This is a genomic window from Nonomuraea rhodomycinica (assembly GCF_013363995.1).
In the GTDB taxonomy this organism is placed as follows: domain Bacteria; phylum Actinomycetota; class Actinomycetes; order Streptosporangiales; family Streptosporangiaceae; genus Nonomuraea; species Nonomuraea rhodomycinica.
The window spans coordinates 557,531-577,155 of record NZ_JABWGO010000004.1 but is presented as its reverse complement, the minus strand read 5'-3'; the positions used below and the strand labels follow the sequence as shown (position 1 = coordinate 577,155).

Below are 19,625 nucleotides of genomic sequence, written 5' to 3'. Positions count from 1 at the left end.
TTGGACTTCGCCGTACTGGTCGCCGTCGCCTGCCTGTTCGCGCTCGTCACCGGCATGAACGACGGAGGGGCCCTCCTCGCCACGGGACTCAAGCTGCCCACGGTGAGGCCCGCCACCGGGATCCTGGCGCTCGTCGTCATGGTGGCGCTGGTGCCGCTGGCGACCCAGGCGGTGGCGCGGACGTTCGTGCACCGGCTGGCCACGTTCGACGAACCCGGCGGGCGGACCGCTATGACGGTCGCCGTGCTCGCCGCCCTCACCGTCGTGACCGTGCTGAGCGCGAAAGGCCGTCCGACGAGCCTCACCCTGGCCGTCGTGGGCGGACTCACCGGGGCCGGGATCGGCTGGGGGCTGCCCGTCTCGGCCGGTGCGGTCGCGCTGGTGCTGGCCTTCGGCCTGGCCGCGCCGTTCGTCGGCGGCCTGGTGGCGTGGGGTGCCGCGCTGCTGCTGGTGCGCTGGTCCAGCGCGCGGGGGCTGGGGCGCTGGCACTGGGCGGGGTTCCTGCTCCAGACCGTCGCCTACGCCGCGAACGACGGACAGAAGATGCTCGCGGTGTTCATGATCGCGCTCGGCTTCTCGGGCGCGCCTCTGCCGTACACGTCGCTGGTCGCGGTCCTGTTCGGGCTCGGCGCGCTGTACGGCCTGCCCAGGGCGGGCCGCACGCTCGGCCAGGAGATCATCGCCTCCCGGCCGCTGCACGGCGTCTCGGCGGAGCTCGCCTCGGGCACGGCTGTGATCGCCTGCGCGCTGCTCGGCATGCCGGTGAGCATGACGCAGTCCGTGGCCGGCGGCCTCATCGGGGCCGGCGTGGCCACGGGCGGCGGGCGGGTGCGCTGGTACGCCGCCGTCAAGATCGTGGTGGCCTGGCTGCTCACCCTCCCGGCCAGCGCCCTGCTCGCCGGAATCGTCGCCTTCATCCTCTCCTCGACCTGACCCCGTCCGCCGACGCCTCAGCCTTGTCCGCCCCGTCCGAATCCACAGATCATCCACGCCCCTGCGGGCATAACCCTGACGAGCTTTGATGCGGCGAGAGCCGTGGGAGGAGTGTGATGAAGCGACTTCGGCGCATCCGCGATCTCATGACCGGCCGGATGGACAGCGCGCTGACGGAGGCCCTGCTCGGCCAGTTGGAAGCGACCAAGCAGGGTGCCTGGCTGGCCATGGCCATGATCGGCGGCGAGGTCGGCCGTACCGGAGCGCACGAGCAGATGCGCACGATCGAGCACCTCGGCGACGAGGAGCGCCGCCGCCTGGTCGACGAACTGCGCAACGCCCTGGTCACCCCCATCGACCGGGAGGACCTGTTCCGGCTCTCCCGCTCCATCGACGACGTGCTGGACTCGCTGCGCGACTTCGTGCGGGAGTCGCACCTGTACCGCGTGCCGGACCAGATCCGCTTCAGCCCCCTCCTCGACCAGGTGATCGCCGGGATCGACGCGCTGGAGAACGCGGTGCGTGACCTCGCCTCCCGCCCCTCGGCCGTGGTGCACGACGCCCTGGAGGCCAAGAAGATGGGCGGGCAGATCCGGCGGATGTACCAGTACGAGATCTCCCGCATCTTCTCCGGTGAGATCACCGCGGACGCCCTCAAGCAGCGCGAGCTGGTGCGGCGACTGGAGATCGTCGGCATGGCGATCGGCGAGGCCGCGGACGCCATCGCGGACGGCGCCATGAAACGCTGACACCGGAACGCCGCCGTGCCCCGCCCACGCAGGACGGCGGCGCAAACTTCAACGGTCAGGCCACCGCATAGGCCCCGACCGCCGCTCCTCCCCGGACGCCCCGGAACGCCGTCACGCCCTGACCGCCACGTCGCCCCGAAACGCCGCGACACACACCGGAACGCGATCTCTCGGCCCCCGCTCTCGGCCCCCGCTCTCACCCCAGCGGTCCGTCAGCCTGATGGCCGTTCGGGCGTGGACAACCGCTCAGACCCTGGCCACCGTGAGAGCGCCACCCTCTGGTTGGGCGCTGACCGCCGGCTGGATGCCCAGGGCAGGGGCGAGCAGGCGAAGTTGGGTGAGCGCGTCGGCCAGGTCGGGGGCTCCGGAGGCGATCGGCTGGATGGCGACGTGGTCGGCGCCGGCGTCGAGGTGGGCGCGGACCCGAGCGGCGATCGCGGCGGCGTCGCCCCAGGCCACGATCGCGTCGGCGAGCCGGTCACTGCCCCCTCCCGCGAGGTCCTCGTCGGTGTAGCCGAGCTCGCGCAGGTTGTTGGTGTAGTTGGGCAGGTTCAGGTAGTAGGCCATGTGGGCGCGGGCGATCTCGCGGGCGCGCACCGGGTCGGTCTCCAGGACGACGGCCTGCTCCGGGATGAGCAGCCGGTCGGGGCCGAGAATCCCGCGGGCCGCGGCCGTGTGCTCCGGAGGGACGAAATAGCTGTGCGCCCCGTCGGCGCGGTCGCGGGCGAGCTCCAGCATGCGCGGGCGTAGCGCGGCAAGGACGCGTGGCGCGCCGGCCTGCGGCAGGTCGCGGGCGGCCTCGTCCATGCCGTCGAGGTAGGCGCGCATCGTCGTCAAGGGCTTGCTGTAATCGTGGCCGCGCCGCCCGGCGACCGTGCTGTGGCTGACTCCGACACCCAGCAGGAAGCGGCCGGGGAAGGCGTCGCCCAACGTGGCGGCTCCGGCGGCCATGGCCGTGGCGTCGCGCGCCCAGAGGCTGGCGATGCCGGTGCCCACGGCCAGGCGGGTGGTGGCGGCCAGCAGGACACCGGCGTTGGCCAGCGGCTCCTTGCTGCCGGGCGCCTCGTTGAGCCAGACGGACCCGTAGCCGAGCCGTTCGATCTCCGCGGCGGCGGCGCGAGCGTCACCGGCGGGCGCCTTGTTGATCAGCGGGTGCCACACGCCGACGTGTCCGGTGTCCATGAGCCCTCCAGGGGACTAGGATGTTCGATCGAGATGGAACACTACACCAATGTTCGACGCTCGTCGAACACCTCCGCGTCCAGCAGGTCGAGAAGCCTGACCCACACCTCACCCGCGGAGGTGTCGCTCCAGGCGGCCCTCGACGCTCTCGGCGACCCGGTCCGCCGCCGGATCGTGCGCGAGCTGGCCGAGGTGCCCGACTGGACCCGGCCGTGCGGCACGTTCACCCACCTGCCGGTGGCGAAGTCGACGCTCAGCCACCACTTCGCGGTGCTGCGCAACGTCGGGCTGCTGGAGCAGCGCGACGAGGGCGCGCGCCGTCTCAACCGGCTGCGCCGGGACGAGTTCGAGGGCCGCTTCCCCGGCCTGCTCACCCTCGTGCTGGACGAGGAGCCGGCCGAGACCGCCGGCGGGGAGGAGGACGGCTGACAGCCACGATGGCGCAAGGCCGCCGCCTGGCAGCGGGGGCGGTCAGAGGCATGCGCCCGGCACACGTCGTCGCGCCGCCTGCCGAGGAGGGCGCCCCGGCAGCGGCATCGGCGGGCCGTGCCCGGCGACGGCGTCCCGGCGCCGCGGCCGTGGACAGCAGGCCGGCACAGAAGAACCGGATCGAGCGCCGGCTACTTCCGGCGGCGGGTCACCAGCCGGACGAGGATGAACACCGCGACGACGATCACCAGGAGCTGGATGAGTTCGGGGAGGCCGATGTTCATGGTTGTCCTTGCGTCGAGGGCTGACATGCGCGAAACGGCCGGGGATCGGGGGAGGTCCCTGGGGCTGCACGCTGTGCAGTTCGGTCAGAAGGAGATCGTGAGGCCGCCGGCGGCCGCCGTGAGCTCGCCCGTGTACTCCTTGGCCGCGGCCTCCAGAGCCGGCTCCGGCAAGGTGTCCGGCCACAGGTGCGTGAGCATCAGACGGGCCGCGCCGGCCCGCGACGCCGTACGGCCCGCGTCCAGGGCGCTCGACAGGAACGGCGCGTCCTCCTCGGGCACCCGTTCGGGATAGGTGGCCTCCGCCAGCAGCAGGTCGGCGTCGCGGGCCAGGTCGATCAGCTCGGCGGCGGGTCCCGTGTCGCCGGTGTAGGCGAGCACCCGGCCACCGGCGGTGAGCCGCAGCCCGGCGTTCGGGACGTGGTGCGGCAACGACCAGATGTCCACCCGGAACGGGCCGAGCTCCACCGGCGCGCCGGGCGCCAGTTCGTACAGCACGTAGCTGGACGCCAGCATGCCCGGCCGGTCCAGGGCGAGCACCATGTCGAGCGCTCCGGGCGGCGCGTGCACGGGCAGCGCGGCCGGCGGCCTGTCGCCCAGCGCCCGGGCGCGCAGCAGCGGGTTGAGGTCGGCGCAGTGGTCGGGATGGCCGTGGCTGACGAGCACCGCGTCGACGTCCTCGGCCGCCGTCGACTCCAGCAGCCTGGGCAGTACGGCGTAGCCGGGGTCGATCAGCACCCGGTACCCGTCGTGCTCCACCAGGTAGCCGCTGCACGCCTGACCGGCGGCGGGCCACGCCCCGCATCCGCCCAGCACCGTCAGCTTCACGCGCTCTCCTTCACGTCACCGGACCCCGCCGCGACCCCGTTCACGTCACCGGGCCCACCAGGATCCCTTTCACGTCACCCGGCTCCCCGGGAATCCAGCGCTCACGCGTCGCCGGGAGTCTTGGCAGTGCGCCACCACCAGGGATCCGGCGCCGCGCACCCGCCGGGCACCGCAGGGCGAGTATGCCGCGCGCCCTTCCGGCCTCGCCTTCCGGGCTCAGCCGTCCGGCGTCTCCCCCAGCTCGGTCAAGGTGGTGCGCAGCAGGCCGCGCAGCAGTGCGCCGCCCGCCTTCTCGTGCTCCGCCTCGACCGGCAGCCCCTCGGCCACCCGAGCCTGGTAGATGTCGCGTTCGAGCTCGTCGGTGTACGGCTGCGCGGTCATGCCGACCACGACCACCACCCGGTTCGCCTCCGGGGTGAGCACGCCCACGGCGTGGGTGCGCAGGAACGTCTCGTCCATCCCGCCGTACCAGCCGCACTTGACCGCCGCCTCCGGCGCCGCCAGCGCCTCCCTGGCGCCGAACGTCTGGTCGCCGCCCACCAGCCGCATCCACTCCAGGATCGCGCCCGCCACCGGCTCGCCCGCCAGGGCCGCCTGGGCCAGCTCCACGTACGCGGCGGCGACCTCGGCGGCGGACACCTCCACGGATCCGAACCTCGACGGGTCGCCGTTCGGCGGCGCCCAGCGGACACCGGTACGCCGGTGGATCCCGTCGAGCACGGCACGCGGGCCGGCGGACAGCCACAGGGCGAGCGTGTCGGCGTTGGAGGAGACGACCACGGCCGGCTCCGCGTGGCGGCGCCACCGCTCGTGGTCGCCGACCAGCTCGGCCGTCGCCCACGCGTACAGCGGTTTCAGCAGGGAGGCGCAGCGCAGCCGGTCCGGGCCCGAGGTGAGGGCCAGGGAGCGCGGCGGCGGCCCCCCGTAACCGCGTCTGATGCCGGCGGCCTGCGCGCCGGCGCCCGGCTGGAGTTCTCGCAGCAGCTCGTCGAAGCCCACGCGCCCTACCGTAGTCCCCTCGTCGCCGGACGTCAGTCCATCCGTCGCCGGTCGTCGGCGAAGGCGCGTCACGAGGCGGTCGTCCACAGGAGGACGAGCATCACCGGCGGCAGGACCGCCAGCGCCAGGACCAGCGCGAGCTTCCAGCGTCCCGGCGGTTCGGGCGCCGTGAGGAAGGCCGCCGCCGCGCCCGCCGCCGCGAACGCCGCCGCCGACAGCACCGCGTGCGCCGGCGGCCAGGCCCACGACGGCAGCACCTGGCCGAGCAGCCCGAGCGAGACCAGCACGCCCGCCGCCACCGCGGCCGTCCGGCGGCCGGGACGGACCGCCACGCGCTCCAGGGCCCACCCGCCGCCGGCGAGGACCGCGACCGTCACCAGGACCACCAGGCCCGAGACCGGCGCGAGGCACCCCCAGTCGTCGCAGCCGACGGCCGTCCACGCCATGCGGACGCTGGCCCACCACAGCACGCCCAGCGCGGCGAAGACCGCCGCCGCCCGGCCCACCCGCGCGCGAGCACGGCGGGCTCCGCGTCCGGGAGCGCTTCTTTCGGTCATGCCGGTCATGCCGCCATGCTGCCAGCCCCGCCACGGGTGGCCGCCCGGTTCTCACCCTCCCGCCGCGCGTTCCTCGTCCGCCTCCGCCTCCGCCGTACGGCCGAGCGAGCGCAGCGCCACCGCCCGGTTGGCGTACAGGTCGGGGTGCGGGTCCAGCCCGATCGCCTGGGCGAGGTCGTCCACGGCCCCCTCGGCGTCGCCCTGCGCGAACCGCAGCACCCCGCGGTTGCCCCACGCCGCGGCCAGCCACGGCGCCCGGGCGATGGCGGCGTCGAGCGTCGCGCGCGCCTCCTCCAGCTGGCCGGCGGCCGTCTCCAGTTGCCCGCGGACCACGAGCAGGTGCGGGTCGCCGGGGGCCAGCGCGAGTCCGGCGCGCACGTCGGCCCAGGCGTCCTCGTCGCGTTCGAGGGCGGCCAGCAGCCCGGCCCGGTTGATGTACGCGTCCACGTAGCCGGGGTCGAGCTCCAGCACGCGCCCGAGGTCGGCCAGCGCGCCCTCCGTGTCGTCGCGGGAGATCCGCAGCTCGGCGCGGTTGTAGTACGCCTCGGGCATCGGCGGGCCGGCCCGGATGGCGCTCTCGTAGTCGGCCAGCGCCTCGTCCGGCAGGCCGAGCCGGGCCAGCAGGTTGCCCCGGTCGAGGTAGTGGTCGGGGAAGCCGGGGTCGAGGGCGATGGCCGCGGTGTACTCGGCGAGCGCCTCCTTCGTACGGCCGAGCCCGGCGAGCAGCCGGCCACGGTTGGCGTGCAGCACCAGGCGGTGCAGCGGATGCCGCTCCCCCAGCTCGCCGGCCAGTTCCAGGGCCGACTCCACCAGCGCGAGCGCCGCCTCCGGCCGCCCCTCGCGCAGCTCCACGAGCGCCAGCCCGTTGCGGTCGAAGCCCAGCTTGAACGCCCGCTCGAACGGGTCGGGCAGCAGCGTCGAGATGGCGATGGCCTCGTTGACCCACTCCCGCGCCCGGCCGAGGTCGCGCCGCGCCGGGTCGGGGTGCCGGGCGTCGAGCATCGCGAGGCCGTACGCGGCGGCGGCGTGGACCGCCGGGTCCTGGCTGCACCTGCGGGCCCGCGCCCACACCTCCCGCGCCTCCTCGCTACGGCCGAGGCCGCCGAGCGCCGTGGCGGTGCGCTGCGCGAAGCGCCACCACAGCTCTCCTCCCGGTTCGGCCGCCTCCAGCCCGCGCGGGCCCAGCTCGGCCACGGCGTGCAGGAACCCCTCGTGGACGCACCGGTCCACGACCTGCCACAGCTCGGCAGGGCCGCGGGTGTCCGGCGCCGGCTCGGGGCCGCCCTCGTACACGACGACGGTGAGCACGCCGGGCGGGATGCGGCGGGTCATGACGTCGAGCAGTTCGGCGTCCGTCGGGTCGGTCTCGGCGCCGTTGCACACGACCAGGGTGCGTCCCGGCGTCACGGCCTCGCGGACGAACTCGGCGAGCCCGTTGGCCAGCCGCAGCGTGCGGCGGGGCGCGGGCACGAGGATGCGCTCGTCCTCGGGCAGTGCCGCGTCGACGCTCACGCGCCGGGCGGGGACCAGGCGACGCAGCCCGGGGGCCGCCGCCCTGATCTCGATGTCGTGGGCGGCGACCAGTTCCGGGGAACGTTCCAGGACGCCCGGCACGAGGTGGTGCAGCAGTGCGGAGGCGACGGTGTAGGGGCCATGGGGCCGGCGGTGTCCGTCGATCATCGGCATCAGCAGCCGCACGGCCCCCGTTTCGACGGGCGGATCGCTTCCCACCCGGTGATGCGAACCGCTCCCGGTCACCCCTTGTGGATGACGCTCGCAGTCCCCGTGAGCTTCGCTGAGCCCGGCTTGTGCACGACGATGCGCTTCATGGTGTCCTACCCCTCCGTTGGGACTAATCCACCATTATTCGGCCAGTTCAGCGATTATCAAGGTTTGGGACATATAAGTAAGTGGGTAATAGCTAATGCGCTGTTTATTCAGCGATTTCCCGCCGTTCAGCCGGGCCGAAACCAGCACGGCCGGGCTGCCTCCCCGTTCTTCTCGGCCTCCTCGATCAGTGAGCACAGACAGCGACCGGACAGCGTGACCGACTGGCAACAGCCGGGGCCGGGCAGGTTCCTGGCCCGGACGATGATCGTCGCCCGCTGGATGAGCCGGTCCAGGCTGGGCTGGCCGCTGCCCTTGATCTGATGCGTCTGCAGCCGGCACGCCTGGATGTCGACGCACACCGGAGCGACTCCCGGCGACACGGACGGCGCCTGCGGCTGCTCCGCCCCGACGGGATCCTCGACGGACTCGTTCGCCTGGCCGCCGTCCCGTTTGATCTTGAGGTCGGCCAGCCGCATCGACGCCTGGCGTGACACGGCGAGCAGGTGGTTGCGGCGCGACGCCTCCTCCAGCACGGGCCGCGGCTCCACCCGCTGGACGGACGCCGGGCGCGGGGACTCGGTCGTGCGCGACGGCACGGCCAGCAGCATCGCCGCCCCCATGAGGCCGCCGCCGAGGGCCATGCTCCAGTCCGCCGGCTCGTGGAACCAGATCACCGCGATCCCCGCCACCCACAGCGGCTGCGACGACATGAGCACCGCGCTCGGCACGGCGGCCACGTGCGTCTGGCCGTACGAGCGGGCCAGGAACCCCAGCGCGCACGACACCACCGACAGGTGGCCCAGCGCGACCCAGTCGGAGGGACCGGCCGGCAGGCTCAGCCCGTCGCGGACCGCGTAGCCGCCCGTCATGAGGCCGATGGTGGCCAGCTGGATGACGGTCAGGGCGTAGGCGTTGAAGCCCTCGCGGGTGCGGGTGAGCCGGGCCAGCAGCAGCGTGTGCCCGGCGTACAGGGCCGCAGCGGCGAGCGTGACGCCGAGCGCGAGCAGCGAGATCGGCCCCTCCCCGACGCCGCGCAGGAGCGTGAACACCGTCATGCCGGCCACCGCCAGCGCGACGCCCACCCACACCCGGACGGGCATGTGCGTCCTGAACAGCAGGAGCGCCAGGATGGGCGTGAAGATCACGCTGCACCCGACGGCGAAGCCCGACACGGCCGAGGGCAGGCTGTGCAGCGCGATGGCCTGCCCGAGCTGGCCGACGCCGAACATGACCCCCAGGACGACCCCGTGCCCCCACGTGCGCCACGCAAGCCCCCGCAGCGTGCCGGGACGCAGGAGAAGGAGCGTCAGCGCCGCGATGGCGTAACGCTCGGCCAGCAGGTCCTCGACCGGTAACCGGACGATGAGATCCTTCATCAGCGGGAACGCCGACCCCCATGCGGCGCTGACGAACAACAGAAGCACGGCTCCCAGGAGGGGTCGGGGAGCGGCCACGACTGCCATGGCGGAAGCATCTCACTACGAAACGCAGCCGCGGATGTACTCCGAGCAGCCGGTGATGCTCCTCTACCACCAAGAGTGAAGAGGCTCACTCGGGGGCTCGTACATCCATATCCGCAGAGGTGATCGAATCGCACATTTCTCTTGTCACCTCTTGCCCTGGCGCCCCACATGCCACCGGCCGCCGCCGGACACGGTCCGGCGGCGGCCGGTGGCACGAAGAGATCGGGGCGGCGGGTCAGGCGTCGAGGACGGCGGCGGGCACGAGCCGCTTCTCGCCGTACACCACGATGAGGTCGCCGACGCGGGCGCGGGAGATCTCCCGCCACCCCTGCCGCGCGTACAGCGCGAGGGCGGCCTCCTGGCGCAGCGTGGTGTCGCCGCGGACGCTGTGGAAGCCCAACGCGACCGCCCGCTGCTCCAGGGCGGTCAGCATCGCGGCGCCGTGACCGCGCCGCTGGTGGTCGGGATGGACGCGCAGCCGGCAGATCTCGGCCAGGCCGCAGTCGATGGGCCGCAGGCCTCCCATGGCGACGACCCGGCCGTCCACCTCGCCCACGAGGAAGTCGCCGCCGCAGACCAGGTAGAGCTCCTGGATGCGGGGGAAGTCGTCGTCGTAGTAGACCCCGTCACCGGGGAACAGGCCGACCTGGGCGAGGCAGATCTGGTGCAGCGCCAGGATGGTGTCCAGGTCGGACCAGCGGTAACGGCGGATCTTCAGGTTCATGCACCGGCCTTTCGATCGTTCGCGGGCGCCTCCTGGTGCAGCTGCTCGCGGTACTCGGCCAGGCCCGGGTGGTTGCGGTCGCGCTGCATGACCGCCTGCTCGAAGGCGAGAGCGGGACGCATGATGAACTCGGTGCGGTACTCGGGCCCGACCAGTCTCAGCGCCTCGGTGCCGATCTGCAGCGCCTCGGTGACGTCGCCCTCGATGAGGCGGCACTGCGCCCGGTCGAGCCTGATCAGCGTCTGGTCGAGGATGTGGTCCTGGTACTTGTCCAGGGCCTGCTCCAGCACCACCTCGGCCTCCAGCGTCTGCCCGAGCTTGGTGAGCACGTCGCCCTGGTAGAAGTAGAGCTGGCGCTCGGTGTAGCCGAAAGCCATGTCCTCGCGCTCGTCGCCCTTGATGTGGCTGAAGGCGTTGCGGGCCCGGGCCAGCGCGCGCTTGGCCTGGTCGACGATCTCCTTCTTGCTGTCGGTGCCCGACAGCATGGCCAGCGCGCGGGCCTCCACGACCGGCGCCATGGCCTGCGCGGCGCACGGCACGGTGCCGGCCAGGTCGCGGCTCTTCTTGGCCAGGTTGAGCGCCTCGCGGGCGTCGCCGTAGTAGAGCGGGACCAGCGACTCGCGGGCCGTCACCCAGGCGCGCAGCGCGCGGTCGCCGGTCTCGTCGGCGGCGATGCGGCCGGTGCGGAAGAACGCGCGCGCCAGCCGGTGGTCGCCCAGGTTGATCATGATCATGCCGCTGAGCCCGGCGAGCTGCGCGGCCATGCGGCACAGCCGCTCCTGCAGGTCGATCGGCTGGCGGCGGTTGAGCGCGTTGCGCACGGCGCTCAGCTCCAGCGCCACGTCGCACAGCAGCCGTTGCGGGGCGGTGGTCGTGTACTGCCGGCCGAAGGCCTGCGTGACCTCCTCCCACTGGTCGAGCATGGCCGGCGAGACCGTGGCGCAGACCAGCGTCTCGTCCATGCGCCGCCTGATGCCCTCCAGGGCGCCGAGCGCCGGCCCCTCCAGCTTGACGGAGGAGGACTTGCTGTCGAGGAGCTGCAGCAGGGTGTGGCGCAGGATGTTCTCGTCCTCCTGACCGTCGGGCGGCGTCTCCTCGTCACCGGACGGCCTGATGCGCGGCTCCCGGGTGTCGACCGAGAGGGGCGCGCCCTCCGCGACGTCGAAGGCCGCCGCGACGGGCCCCCGGTGGCCGTGGCCGCAGATGCACGGGCCGTCGTAGCCGAGGGCCGCGGGCTCGACGCGGTAGACGGTGCACAGGTAGTGGAGGTACTCGGGTCCGGGGCGTTTCAGGCCGCTCTCGTACGCCGACAGCAGCGTCTCGCCGATGCCGGGCGGCGCCTTGGCGTCGCGTTCGAACAGGGCGCGCACCTGCTCGATGACGTCGGCCAGGGCGATGCCGTGGGAGAGGCGATGGCCCTTGATCCGCGTCGTGCCGAACTGAGGCGAGCATGCCTCGTGTATCTCTTCGGCGATCTGGGCGGGCGTTCGGCCGGCGGCGAGACCCCTGGCCCGGATGCGCCGCGCCATCTCCGTTTCCCTGTGCTGCCTGCCGGACATCCCGGCCCCTCTCACACACGTCCCGTACGATCCGTGACCGATCACTGAGCGTAGTCTCTGGGTTGCAGAGCGCCTACCCTAGACTATGGACCATTGTGGACGGGAAGAAAACGTCCTCTTGAAGCTTACGGTTAAGGATCGTCCTCCGGCGGACTGTTTCTTACATCCCACGGGTGAATAGCCACTCCCTGTGATCGGGATGTGCTCGTTGCGTAGCGCGCTCAGTTGAGTCATCTTTGGCGCACCGGCTACGAGCGAGGGAGGGACGAAAGGTGGGGGACGACGACTTCGAGCACCTGGAGCGTCTGGTAGCGGAGCTCGACGCACGCGGTCTGCTCGCACGCGTGGTCCGCACCCAGACCGGCAGGCTGTTCGTACGGGTGATCAACCCGAACGCGACGAGCCTGACGGAGAACGTCACCTGTCGGCCGACAGCGGTCTCCGATCTGCCGGACTGGTGGTACTGCTGGTCCTGGGGAGAGCGGATGCACACGGCCGAGGACCCGGCTGGTGCGGCGACGAAGGTCGCCCGGGTGCTCGCCGCGGTGGGCGAATGACGCAGGCGGTGATCCGGGTGGAGCGCAGCCACCACGGCTCACCGCGCCCACCGCGGCTTCGCGGAGCCGGCGGGGCGGCCGGTGCGGAGGGCCTCCCGTACGCGGGGGCCCTGGCCGTCCCGCTGGTTCCATTCAGTTCGACAGGCGCCCTCCGGGTCACACCGGAGGGTCCCGGGGTGTACGCCCCGGGAGAAACGGTATGGGACGCGCTTCCGGGTGCGCGCCCCTGCCGGGCCGCACGTCACCGGAGCGTCAGGCCCCGCCCTCCGCGGCCCCGGGCTCTGATGACCCCGTCTTCCCCGGCGTGATGTGACGGCGGCCGGTTCGGTCGGCGGTATCTTGTGGATCGAATCGGTCCAGATCCGCCGACCGAACCGCTTTCCCGCTTTCCCGAAGGGGGATCCTCCCAGTGTTCCTGGCGACGCCGGCGCCATCACCCACTCCCTCGTCCGTGATCCCCAGCCTCGACAGCCTGAGCCAGCAGATGTCCAACGTCTGCGCGGGCGACACGCTGCTCTGCTCCACGCTGGCCGGGCTGTTCGACGGAGCGACGTGGGCGCCGCTGGTGGCGACCCTGATCACGATCGTGCTGATCCTGATCCTCGCGTTCGCCATCCGGAAGGTCGCGCACCGCGTCATCACCCGCGTGGTCACCCGCGCCGCGACCGGCGGCTCGATCATGACCCGCTTCCGCCGCAACGGCGCCGGCTCCGAGAGCATCGACGTGCTGCTGCACGAGCGGCGCAAGCAGCGGGCCGAGACCATGGGCTCGGTGCTGCGGCACATCGCCTCGATCGTCATCCTCGGCACCGCCGTGCTCACCGTGCTCGACCGGCTGACCATCCCCATCGCCCCGCTGCTGACCAGCGTCGGCATCCTGGGCGTGGCGATCGGCTTCGGCGCGCAGGAGCTGGTCAAGGACTTCATCGCGGGCATGTTCATGCTGCTGGAGGACCAGTACGGCGTGGGCGACGTGATCGACGCGGGCGCCGCCGTCGGCACGGTGGAGGCGGTCACGCTGCGGATCACGCGGCTGCGCGACGCCGACGGCCGGGTCTGGTACGTGCGCAACGGCACCATCACCCGGGTCGGCAACGAGTCGCAGGGCTGGTCGCGGGCCTACGTGGACGTGCCGGTCGGCTACGCCACCGACGTGACCGCGGTGCGCGACGTGCTGGAGGGGATCGCCAAGGACATGTGGGACGACCCCGAGTTCCGCGAGACGGTGATCGTGGAGCGGCCCGACGTGTTCGGCGTCGAGCAGTTGTCCGACAGCACGATCGTCTTCCGCATCTCCGCCAAGACGCTGCCCTCCAAGCAGGCGCAGGTCGCGCGGGAGATGCGGCTGAAGGTCAAGAGCGCGCTCGACACCGCAGGCATCGCACTGGCGCCCGGCGCGTAGGCTTGCACCGTGACTGAGACCTCCTTCTACGAGGCCGTCGGGGGCGAGGAGACCTTCCGCCGGCTGGTGCACCGCTTCTACGAGGGGGTGGCCCAGGACCCGCTGCTCCGTCCCCTCTACCCGGAGGAGGACCTCACCGGTGCCGAGGACCGGCTGCGGGGTTTCCTGATCCAGTACTGGGGCGGGCCCAACACCTACAGCCAGGAGCGCGGGCACCCCCGGCTGCGCATGCGCCACGTGCCGTTCGTGATCGGCGAGGCCGAGCGCGACGCCTGGCTGAAGCACATGCGTGACGGCGTGGAGTCGCTGGAGCTGCCCGAGGAGCAGGAGAAGCGACTCTGGGACTACCTGGTGTACGCGGCGCACAGCCTGGTGAACTCTCCCACATAACGGGCATGACCGCCCCATGACTATCCCCTGGTGGCGTGATGCGGTCGTTTACGAAATCTATGTACGCAGTTTCGCCGACGCCTCGGGTGACGGCGTCGGCGATCTGGCCGGCATCCGGCGGCGGCTGCCGTACCTCCGCGACCTGGGCGTCGACGCCGTCTGGCTGACGCCCTTCTACCCCTCCCCCATGGCCGACGGCGGCTACGACGTGGCCGACTACCGCGGCGTGGATCCGCTGTTCGGGTCGCTGGCGGACTTCGAGGCGCTGGTGTCCGACGCGCACGAGCTCGGGCTGCGGGTACTCGTCGACGTCGTGCCCAACCACAGCTCCTCCCAGCACCCGTGGTTCCAGGCGGCGCTGCGCGGGGAACGGCGCGAGCGCTACATCTTCCGTGACCGGACGAACAACTGGCAGTCCACGTTCGGCGGGCCCGCCTGGACGCAGGTGGCCGACGGGCAGTGGTACCTCCACCTGTTCGCGCCGGAGCAGCCGGACTTCAACTGGCGGGAGCCGGAGGTCCACGAGGAGTTCCTGGACGTCCTGCGCTTCTGGCTGGAGCGGGGCGTCGACGGGTTCCGGATCGACGTGGCGATGGGCCTGTACAAGGCGGAGGACCTGCCGGACCTGCCGGCGGTGGACGACCAGGCGTTCGGTGCGCGCTCACCGGTGTGGGGGCAGCCCGAGGTGCACGAGGTCTACCGGTCGTGGCGCAAGCTGCTGGACGCCTACCCGGGCGAGCGCATGGCCGTGGGCGAGGTGTGGACGGACGACCCGGAGGATCTGGCCCGTTACGTCCGGCCGGACGAGCTGCACCAGAGCTTCAACTTCGCCTGGCTCCAGGCCCCGTGGTCGGCGACGGCGTTCCGCAAGGTGATCGACGACACGCTGGCGACCGTGCCGTTCGCCACGTGGGTGCTGTCCAACCACGATGTCGTACGGCACCGCACCCGCTACGAGACCGCCGACCCGGGAACCGGGCTCGCCCGGGCAAAAGCGGCACTTCTCGCCATGTTGGCGCTTCCCGGGTCTGCATACCTCTACCAGGGGGAGGAACTAGGACTCCCCGAGGTGAAGAATCTTCCCCCGGAGGCGCGGCAGGACCCCGTCTTCTTCCAGTCGGAGGGCAAGCTGCCGGGCCGCGACGGCTGCCGGGTGCCGCTGCCGTGGGAGAGGTCGGGGCCGTCGTACGGGTTCTCGCCGGGCGACACCCGGCCCTGGCTGCCGCAGCCCGAGGAGTTCGGCGCGCTGAGCGTCGAGGCCCAGACCGGCGACCCGGCCTCGACGCTGGAGTTCTACCGGGCGGCGCTGGCCTGCCGCCGGCAGGTGGTGGAGGACGTCCCGCACGCGATCGAGTGGCTGGACTCGCACGAGGACGCGCTGGTCTTCCGGCGCGGGTCGCTGGTGTGCGCGCTCAACTGCGGCACCGATGCCGTACGGCTGCCGCCGCACGAACGCGTCCTGCTGGCGAGCGGGCCGCTGGCGGACGGAAGGGCGACAGGCGGACCGGGCGCAGGCGGGCCGGGCGCAGGCGGGCCGCCGGCCGGCGACCTCCTGCCCCCGGACACGGCCGTCTGGCTCCAGGCTCCGTCCGGCCTCGTCAGGTGACGCCGGCGGGCGTGGTGTGCGCGCCGCGCTCGCCGCGTACCGGGATGACCGGGACGGAGACGAGCGCGCACACCAGCCCCGCCGCGAACCCCGCCCAGTAGCCCTCGTGCGTGATCAGCAGCCCGGCCAGCGGGGTCACGGCGAGGGCGACGACGTTCTGGACGGTGTTGTGGGTGCCCAGCACCCGCCCGGCCGCGCCGGGCCCGGCGAGCTCACCGGCCGCCAGGTACGCCAGGCCGTTGCCCGCCACGGTGATGACCGCGGCCAGCGCCAGCATCACCGTCCCGGGCCACGACCCGGTGAAGGTGCCCACGAGCAGCAGGGTCAGCACCGCCAGGCTGCCGAACGTCAGCAGCCGCAGCGGCGCCATCCGCAGGCCCGTCCGGTCGGACCAGCGCCCCACCGCGATGCGCACCACGGCGCCGCCGACCGCCGCCACGCCGAACAGCTGGCCCGCCTGGACCCCGTCCCAGCCGTACACGTGGACGAGGCAGGCGACGCCGTACGTGCTGACCACGATCTGCGGCACCGCGTGCAGCGCGCTGGTCGCGTGCACCCGCCACAGGGCCGGCTGCCGGTACGGCGAGCCGGCCGGCGCGGCCCCCGCACCGGGGGCGTCGTGCGGCGGCTCGGCCAGGAACAGGGCGGCCAGCACGGCGGCGACGAGGCTCACGGCGGCGCAGACGCCCAGCACCCCCGGGATGCCGTGGGCGCGTGACACGGGCGGCAGCACGAACGCGGCCACGGCCATGCCCAGCGTGTACGACACCTGCCGCAGGCCCATCGCGACGCCGCGCTCCGGCGGCCGGAACCAGCGCAGCACGATCCGGCCGCCGCCCACCATCGCGGCCGAGCCCGCGGCCCCCGCCAGCGCCAGCAGGGCGACGACCGCCCAGACGCCGCTGACCAGCGTCACGGCCCCGAAGAGCACCGCCGCCAGGCCCACGCCCACGCCGAGCACCAGCCGCTCGCCGTGCCGGTCGGCGAGCACGCCCCAGGGGACGAGGGCGAACAGCACGCCGATCGCCGGGGCGTTGGCCACGATGCCCGCCACCGGCAGCGACAGGCCGAAGAAACGCTGCAGGTCCGGCATGACCAGCGGGAGCCCGAACAGGCCCAGGGTGACGCTCGCATGCGCGTTGACGCCCAGGGCCAGCATCACCCAGCGCCTTCGGCCCTGACTCCGCTTCCCCTCGCGGGTTTCCACCGCTACGTGGTGATCTTGAAGCGTTCGAGGTACGCGACCTCCTGCGGCGACAGCCTGCGCGGCGCGGCCCTTTCCACGTCGTAGCCCACGACCACCGAGGTCGCCGTCACGAACACCTCGTCGTCGTCGCGGATCTCGTAGGCCAGGGTGAAGCGCACCGGCTTGATCTCCGTCACCCACGTCTCCACCCGTACCGGCTCGGCCCGGAACGACAGCGGCCGGCGGTAGTCGATCTCGTGCCGGGCGATGACGAGGCCCTTGAACGGCGCGTCACCCGCCCGGTACGGGTCGATGTGCAGCATGCCGAGCCGGGCGTCCTCCAGGTAGTCGAAGAACCGGACGTTGTTCACGTGCCCGAGCGAGTCGATGTCCGCGAAGCGCACCATCCGGGGGAAGACGTGCCGCTGGGCGAGGGTTTCGAGGGATTCTTGCACCACGCCCGCCACGGTACCCGCCGGGGCGCCGCCCTCCTCACCTCGGCCCACCACGAACGACGCCGGCCCGCCATGGACGACGCCCCATGGACGACGTCGGCCCACCATGGACGACGTCGGCCCGCCATGGAACGACGCCTCGGGAGCGGCGCCCCGGTGAACGCGCGAGAGCCGCGCCCGCCGTCGTCCATCGGCATCCGCGTGATGGAGGAGATGACGGCGGGCGCGGCTCTCACGTCGTACGCGGAGAACCACCGACCGCGGGAGCGCTCAAACGCTCACCGGGCGCGTCGGGGACGCTCAGTCGCGGTGGAGCTTGCGGTAGGTCACCCGGTGCGGCCGGGCCGCGTCGGCGCCCAGACGCTCGATCTTGTTCTTCTCGTAGTCGGCGAAGTTGCCCTCGAACCAGAACCAGTTGGAGCCCTCTTCCCACGCCAGGATGTGGGTGGCGATGCGGTCGAGGAACCACCGGTCGTGCGAGGTGATGACCGCGCAGCCCGGGAAGTCGAGCAGCGCGTTCTCCAGCGACGACAGGGTCTCGGTGTCGAGGTCGTTGGTGGGCTCGTCGAGGAGCAGGACGTTGCCGCCCTGCTTGAGGGTCAGCGCCAGGTTGAGCCGGTTGCGCTCGCCACCCGACAGGACGCCGGCCTTCTTCTGCTGGTCGGGGCCCTTGAAGCCGAACGCGGCGATGTAGGCGCGCGAGGGCATCTCGACGTTGCCGACTTTGATGTGGTCGAGACCGTCGGAGACGACCTCCCAGACGTTCTTGCTGGGGTCGATGCCACCGCGCGACTGGTCGGCGTAGGAGATCTTGACGGTGTCGCCCACGACGATGGAGCCGTTGTCGGGCGTCTCACTGCCGGTGATCATGCGGAACAGCGTGGTCTTGCCGACGCCGTTGGGACCGATGACGCCGACGATGCCGTTGCGCGGCAGGTCGAAGGAGAGCTTCTCCATGAGCAGCCGGTCGCCGAAGCCCTTGGTGAGGTCGTCGGCCTTGATCACCGTGGTGCCCAGGCGCGGGCCCGGCGGGATCTGGATCTCCTCGAAGTCGAGCTTGCGGTACTTGTCGGCCTCGGCGGCCATCTCCTCGTAGCGCTGGAGACGGGCCTTGGACTTGGTCTGGCGGGCCTTCGGGTTGGAGCGGACCCACTCCAGCTCGTCCTCCAGGCGCTTCTTGCGCTTGGCGTCCTTCTGACCCTCGACCTTGAGCCGCTGCGCCTTGGCCTCCAGGTAGGTGGAGTAGTTGCCCTCGTAGGGGTAGGTGCGGCCGCGGTCCAGCTCCAGGATCCAGGTGGCCACGTTGTCCAGGAAGTAGCGGTCGTGGGTGACCGCCAGCACGGTGCCGGCGTACTTCTCCAGGTGCTGCTCCAGCCACTGCACGCTCTCGGCGTCGAGGTGGTTGGTGGGCTCGTCGAGCAGCAGCAGGTCGGGCGCCTCCAGCAGGAGCTTGCACAGCGCGACGCGACGGCGCTCACCACCGGACAGCTTGGTCACGTCGGCGTCGGGCGGCGGGCAGCGCAGCGCGTCCATCGCCTGCTCGAGCTGGCTGTCGAGGTCCCACGCGTTGCGGTGCTCGAGCTGCTCCTGGAGCTTGCCCATCTCCTCCAGCAGCTCGTCGCTGTAGTCGGTGGCCATCTGCTCGGCGATCGCGTTGTAGCGCTCGAGCATGGCCATCGTCTCGGCGACGCCCTCCTGGACGTTGCCGAGGACGGTCTTCTCGTCGTTGAGCGGGGGCTCCTGCTGGAGCATGCCGACCGTGAAGCCCGGCATGAGCCGCGCCTCACCGTTGGACGGCTGCTCCAGGCCGGCCATCATGCGGAGCAGCGTCGACTTGCCCGTGCCGTTGGGACCAAGGACACCGATCTTGGCTCCAGGCAGGAACGACAGCGTGACGTCGTCCAGGACAACCTTGTCGCCGTGCGCCTTGCGCACGCGCTGCAGCGTGTAGATGTACTCCGGCATGACATCTAGCTTAGGGGCTCCTGACCGGGCTTCCGCCGGTCGCCCGCCGATCCCGGGCCAGGGTACGGGGATGTGACGCCGGCGGCCGCGCGACGCCCGGCCCCGCTCCTCCTACCTCTGCTGTTCGTCCCAGCGGCCGCGGGCGGCGGTGATGGCGTCCTTGTGGTCGCGGGACCAGTCGGCCAGGGCGGACACCATGGTCGCCAGGCTCTCTCCCATCGGAGTGAGCTGGTACTCGGTCTGCGGCGGGATGGTCGGATAGACGGTCCGTTCGACCAGCCCGTCCCGGCACAGGCGTTTGGTCGTCACCGTGAGCATGCGCTGGGAGATGCCGGGGATCGCGCGTTCCAGCTCCCGGAAGCGGCGGGTGCCCTTCGACAGCTCGACCAGGACCAGCACGGTCCACCGGTCGCCGAGCCGGTCGAGCACGTCGCGGATCCCGCAGTCGTCCCCGCCGCACGGCCCAGCCGGAGCGGGGCCGCTGACCTGCGGGGTTACCGCGGTGTTCGTCACTGACACGAGAGTGCCTC

Annotated in this window: 19 protein-coding genes; 7 read left to right on the top strand and 12 right to left on the bottom strand. The window is 72.2% G+C overall.

All coding sequences use genetic code 11. From position 1 onward, the window contains the following. Together HT134_RS21270 and HT134_RS21265 are read left to right on the top strand one after the other, a co-directional pair. Window positions 1-933: an inorganic phosphate transporter gene (locus HT134_RS21270; protein WP_175602145.1), complete on the top strand. Its 933-nt coding sequence runs from the start codon at window positions 1-3 to the stop codon at window positions 931-933. A gap of 116 nt (window positions 934-1,049) precedes the next feature. Then, window positions 1,050-1,682 carry a DUF47 domain-containing protein gene (locus tag HT134_RS21265; RefSeq protein ID WP_175602144.1) on the top strand — a complete coding sequence of 211 codons (633 nt, stop codon included), beginning with the start codon at window positions 1,050-1,052 and terminating at the stop codon, window positions 1,680-1,682. Window positions 1,683-1,928: 246 nt separating this feature from the next. On the opposite strand, the gene HT134_RS21260 is transcribed toward HT134_RS21265, so the two are convergent. After that, window positions 1,929-2,864 carry a TIGR03620 family F420-dependent LLM class oxidoreductase gene (locus HT134_RS21260; protein ID WP_175602143.1) on the bottom strand — a complete coding sequence of 312 codons (936 nt, stop codon included), beginning with the start codon at window positions 2,862-2,864 and terminating at the stop codon, window positions 1,929-1,931. Between the two features lie 33 nt (window positions 2,865-2,897). On the opposite strand from HT134_RS21260, the gene HT134_RS21255 reads away from it, so the two are divergent. Then, the gene (locus HT134_RS21255) at window positions 2,898-3,293 is read left to right on the top strand and encodes an ArsR/SmtB family transcription factor (RefSeq protein WP_175602142.1); all 396 of its coding nucleotides are present in this window, start codon (window positions 2,898-2,900) and stop codon (window positions 3,291-3,293) included. Window positions 3,294-3,661: 368 nt separating this feature from the next. Here the strand turns inward: HT134_RS21255 and HT134_RS21250 are convergent, their stop codons facing one another. The 7 genes from HT134_RS21250 to HT134_RS21220 form a co-directional block, all read right to left on the bottom strand. Continuing rightward, window positions 3,662-4,402: an MBL fold metallo-hydrolase gene (locus HT134_RS21250; protein WP_175602141.1), complete on the bottom strand. Its 741-nt coding sequence runs from the start codon at window positions 4,400-4,402 to the stop codon at window positions 3,662-3,664. A 216-nt stretch (window positions 4,403-4,618) separates the two neighbouring features. Next, on the bottom strand, window positions 4,619-5,401 hold the full coding sequence (locus tag HT134_RS47070) for a hypothetical protein (protein ID WP_175602140.1): 783 nt from the start codon (window positions 5,399-5,401) through the stop codon (window positions 4,619-4,621). Window positions 5,402-5,469: 68 nt separating this feature from the next. Continuing rightward, the gene (locus HT134_RS21240) at window positions 5,470-5,958 is read right to left on the bottom strand and encodes a hypothetical protein (protein WP_175602139.1); all 489 of its coding nucleotides are present in this window, start codon (window positions 5,956-5,958) and stop codon (window positions 5,470-5,472) included. 51 nt (window positions 5,959-6,009) lie between these two features. Beyond that, window positions 6,010-7,689: a tetratricopeptide repeat protein gene (locus tag HT134_RS21235; RefSeq protein ID WP_312888287.1), complete on the bottom strand. Its 1,680-nt coding sequence runs from the start codon at window positions 7,687-7,689 to the stop codon at window positions 6,010-6,012. Between the two features lie 224 nt (window positions 7,690-7,913). After that, on the bottom strand, window positions 7,914-9,212 hold the full coding sequence (locus tag HT134_RS21230; protein WP_175602138.1) for a DMT family transporter: 1,299 nt from the start codon (window positions 9,210-9,212) through the stop codon (window positions 7,914-7,916). Between the two features lie 274 nt (window positions 9,213-9,486). Then, on the bottom strand, window positions 9,487-9,975 hold the full coding sequence (locus HT134_RS21225) for a GNAT family N-acetyltransferase (protein WP_175602137.1): 489 nt from the start codon (window positions 9,973-9,975) through the stop codon (window positions 9,487-9,489). Beyond that, window positions 9,972-11,534, bottom strand: a complete 1,563-nt coding sequence (locus HT134_RS21220; RefSeq protein ID WP_175602136.1) for an NsdA family TPR-like regulatory protein — start codon at window positions 11,532-11,534, stop codon at window positions 9,972-9,974. Before HT134_RS21220 ends, HT134_RS21225 begins: the two co-directional genes overlap by 4 nt. 272 nt (window positions 11,535-11,806) lie before the next feature. Between HT134_RS21220 and HT134_RS21215 the strand changes: the two genes are divergently transcribed. From HT134_RS21215 to HT134_RS21200, 4 genes are all read left to right on the top strand, one after another. Further along, entirely contained in the window at window positions 11,807-12,091 is a 285-nt protein-coding gene (locus HT134_RS21215) for a hypothetical protein (protein ID WP_175602135.1), read from the top strand. A gap of 451 nt (window positions 12,092-12,542) precedes the next feature. Beyond that, window positions 12,543-13,493: a mechanosensitive ion channel family protein gene (locus HT134_RS21210; protein ID WP_312888286.1), complete on the top strand. Its 951-nt coding sequence runs from the start codon at window positions 12,543-12,545 to the stop codon at window positions 13,491-13,493. A gap of 9 nt (window positions 13,494-13,502) precedes the next feature. Continuing rightward, window positions 13,503-13,883, top strand: coding sequence for a globin (locus tag HT134_RS21205; protein WP_175593370.1), 381 nt, complete (start codon window positions 13,503-13,505; stop codon window positions 13,881-13,883). 16 nt (window positions 13,884-13,899) lie between these two features. Beyond that, window positions 13,900-15,489, top strand: a complete 1,590-nt coding sequence (locus HT134_RS21200; protein WP_175602134.1) for a glycoside hydrolase family 13 protein — start codon at window positions 13,900-13,902, stop codon at window positions 15,487-15,489. On the opposite strand, the gene HT134_RS21195 is transcribed toward HT134_RS21200, so the two are convergent. From HT134_RS21195 to HT134_RS21180, 4 genes are all read right to left on the bottom strand, one after another. Next, the gene (locus tag HT134_RS21195) at window positions 15,482-16,648 is read right to left on the bottom strand and encodes an MFS transporter (RefSeq protein ID WP_175602133.1); all 1,167 of its coding nucleotides are present in this window, start codon (window positions 16,646-16,648) and stop codon (window positions 15,482-15,484) included. The genes HT134_RS21200 and HT134_RS21195 overlap by 8 nt on opposite strands. A gap of 50 nt (window positions 16,649-16,698) precedes the next feature. Then, entirely contained in the window at window positions 16,699-17,082 is a 384-nt protein-coding gene (locus HT134_RS21190; protein ID WP_246364905.1) for an acyl-CoA thioesterase, read from the bottom strand. Between the two features lie 348 nt (window positions 17,083-17,430). Next, window positions 17,431-19,095 (bottom strand): energy-dependent translational throttle protein EttA, encoded by a 1,665-nt coding sequence (gene ettA / locus HT134_RS21185; RefSeq protein ID WP_175602131.1) that lies wholly within the window; start codon window positions 19,093-19,095, stop codon window positions 17,431-17,433. Between the two features lie 111 nt (window positions 19,096-19,206). Further along, window positions 19,207-19,614, bottom strand: coding sequence for a winged helix-turn-helix transcriptional regulator (locus HT134_RS21180; RefSeq protein ID WP_175602130.1), 408 nt, complete (start codon window positions 19,612-19,614; stop codon window positions 19,207-19,209). Between the last annotated feature and the right edge of the window lie 11 nt (window positions 19,615-19,625).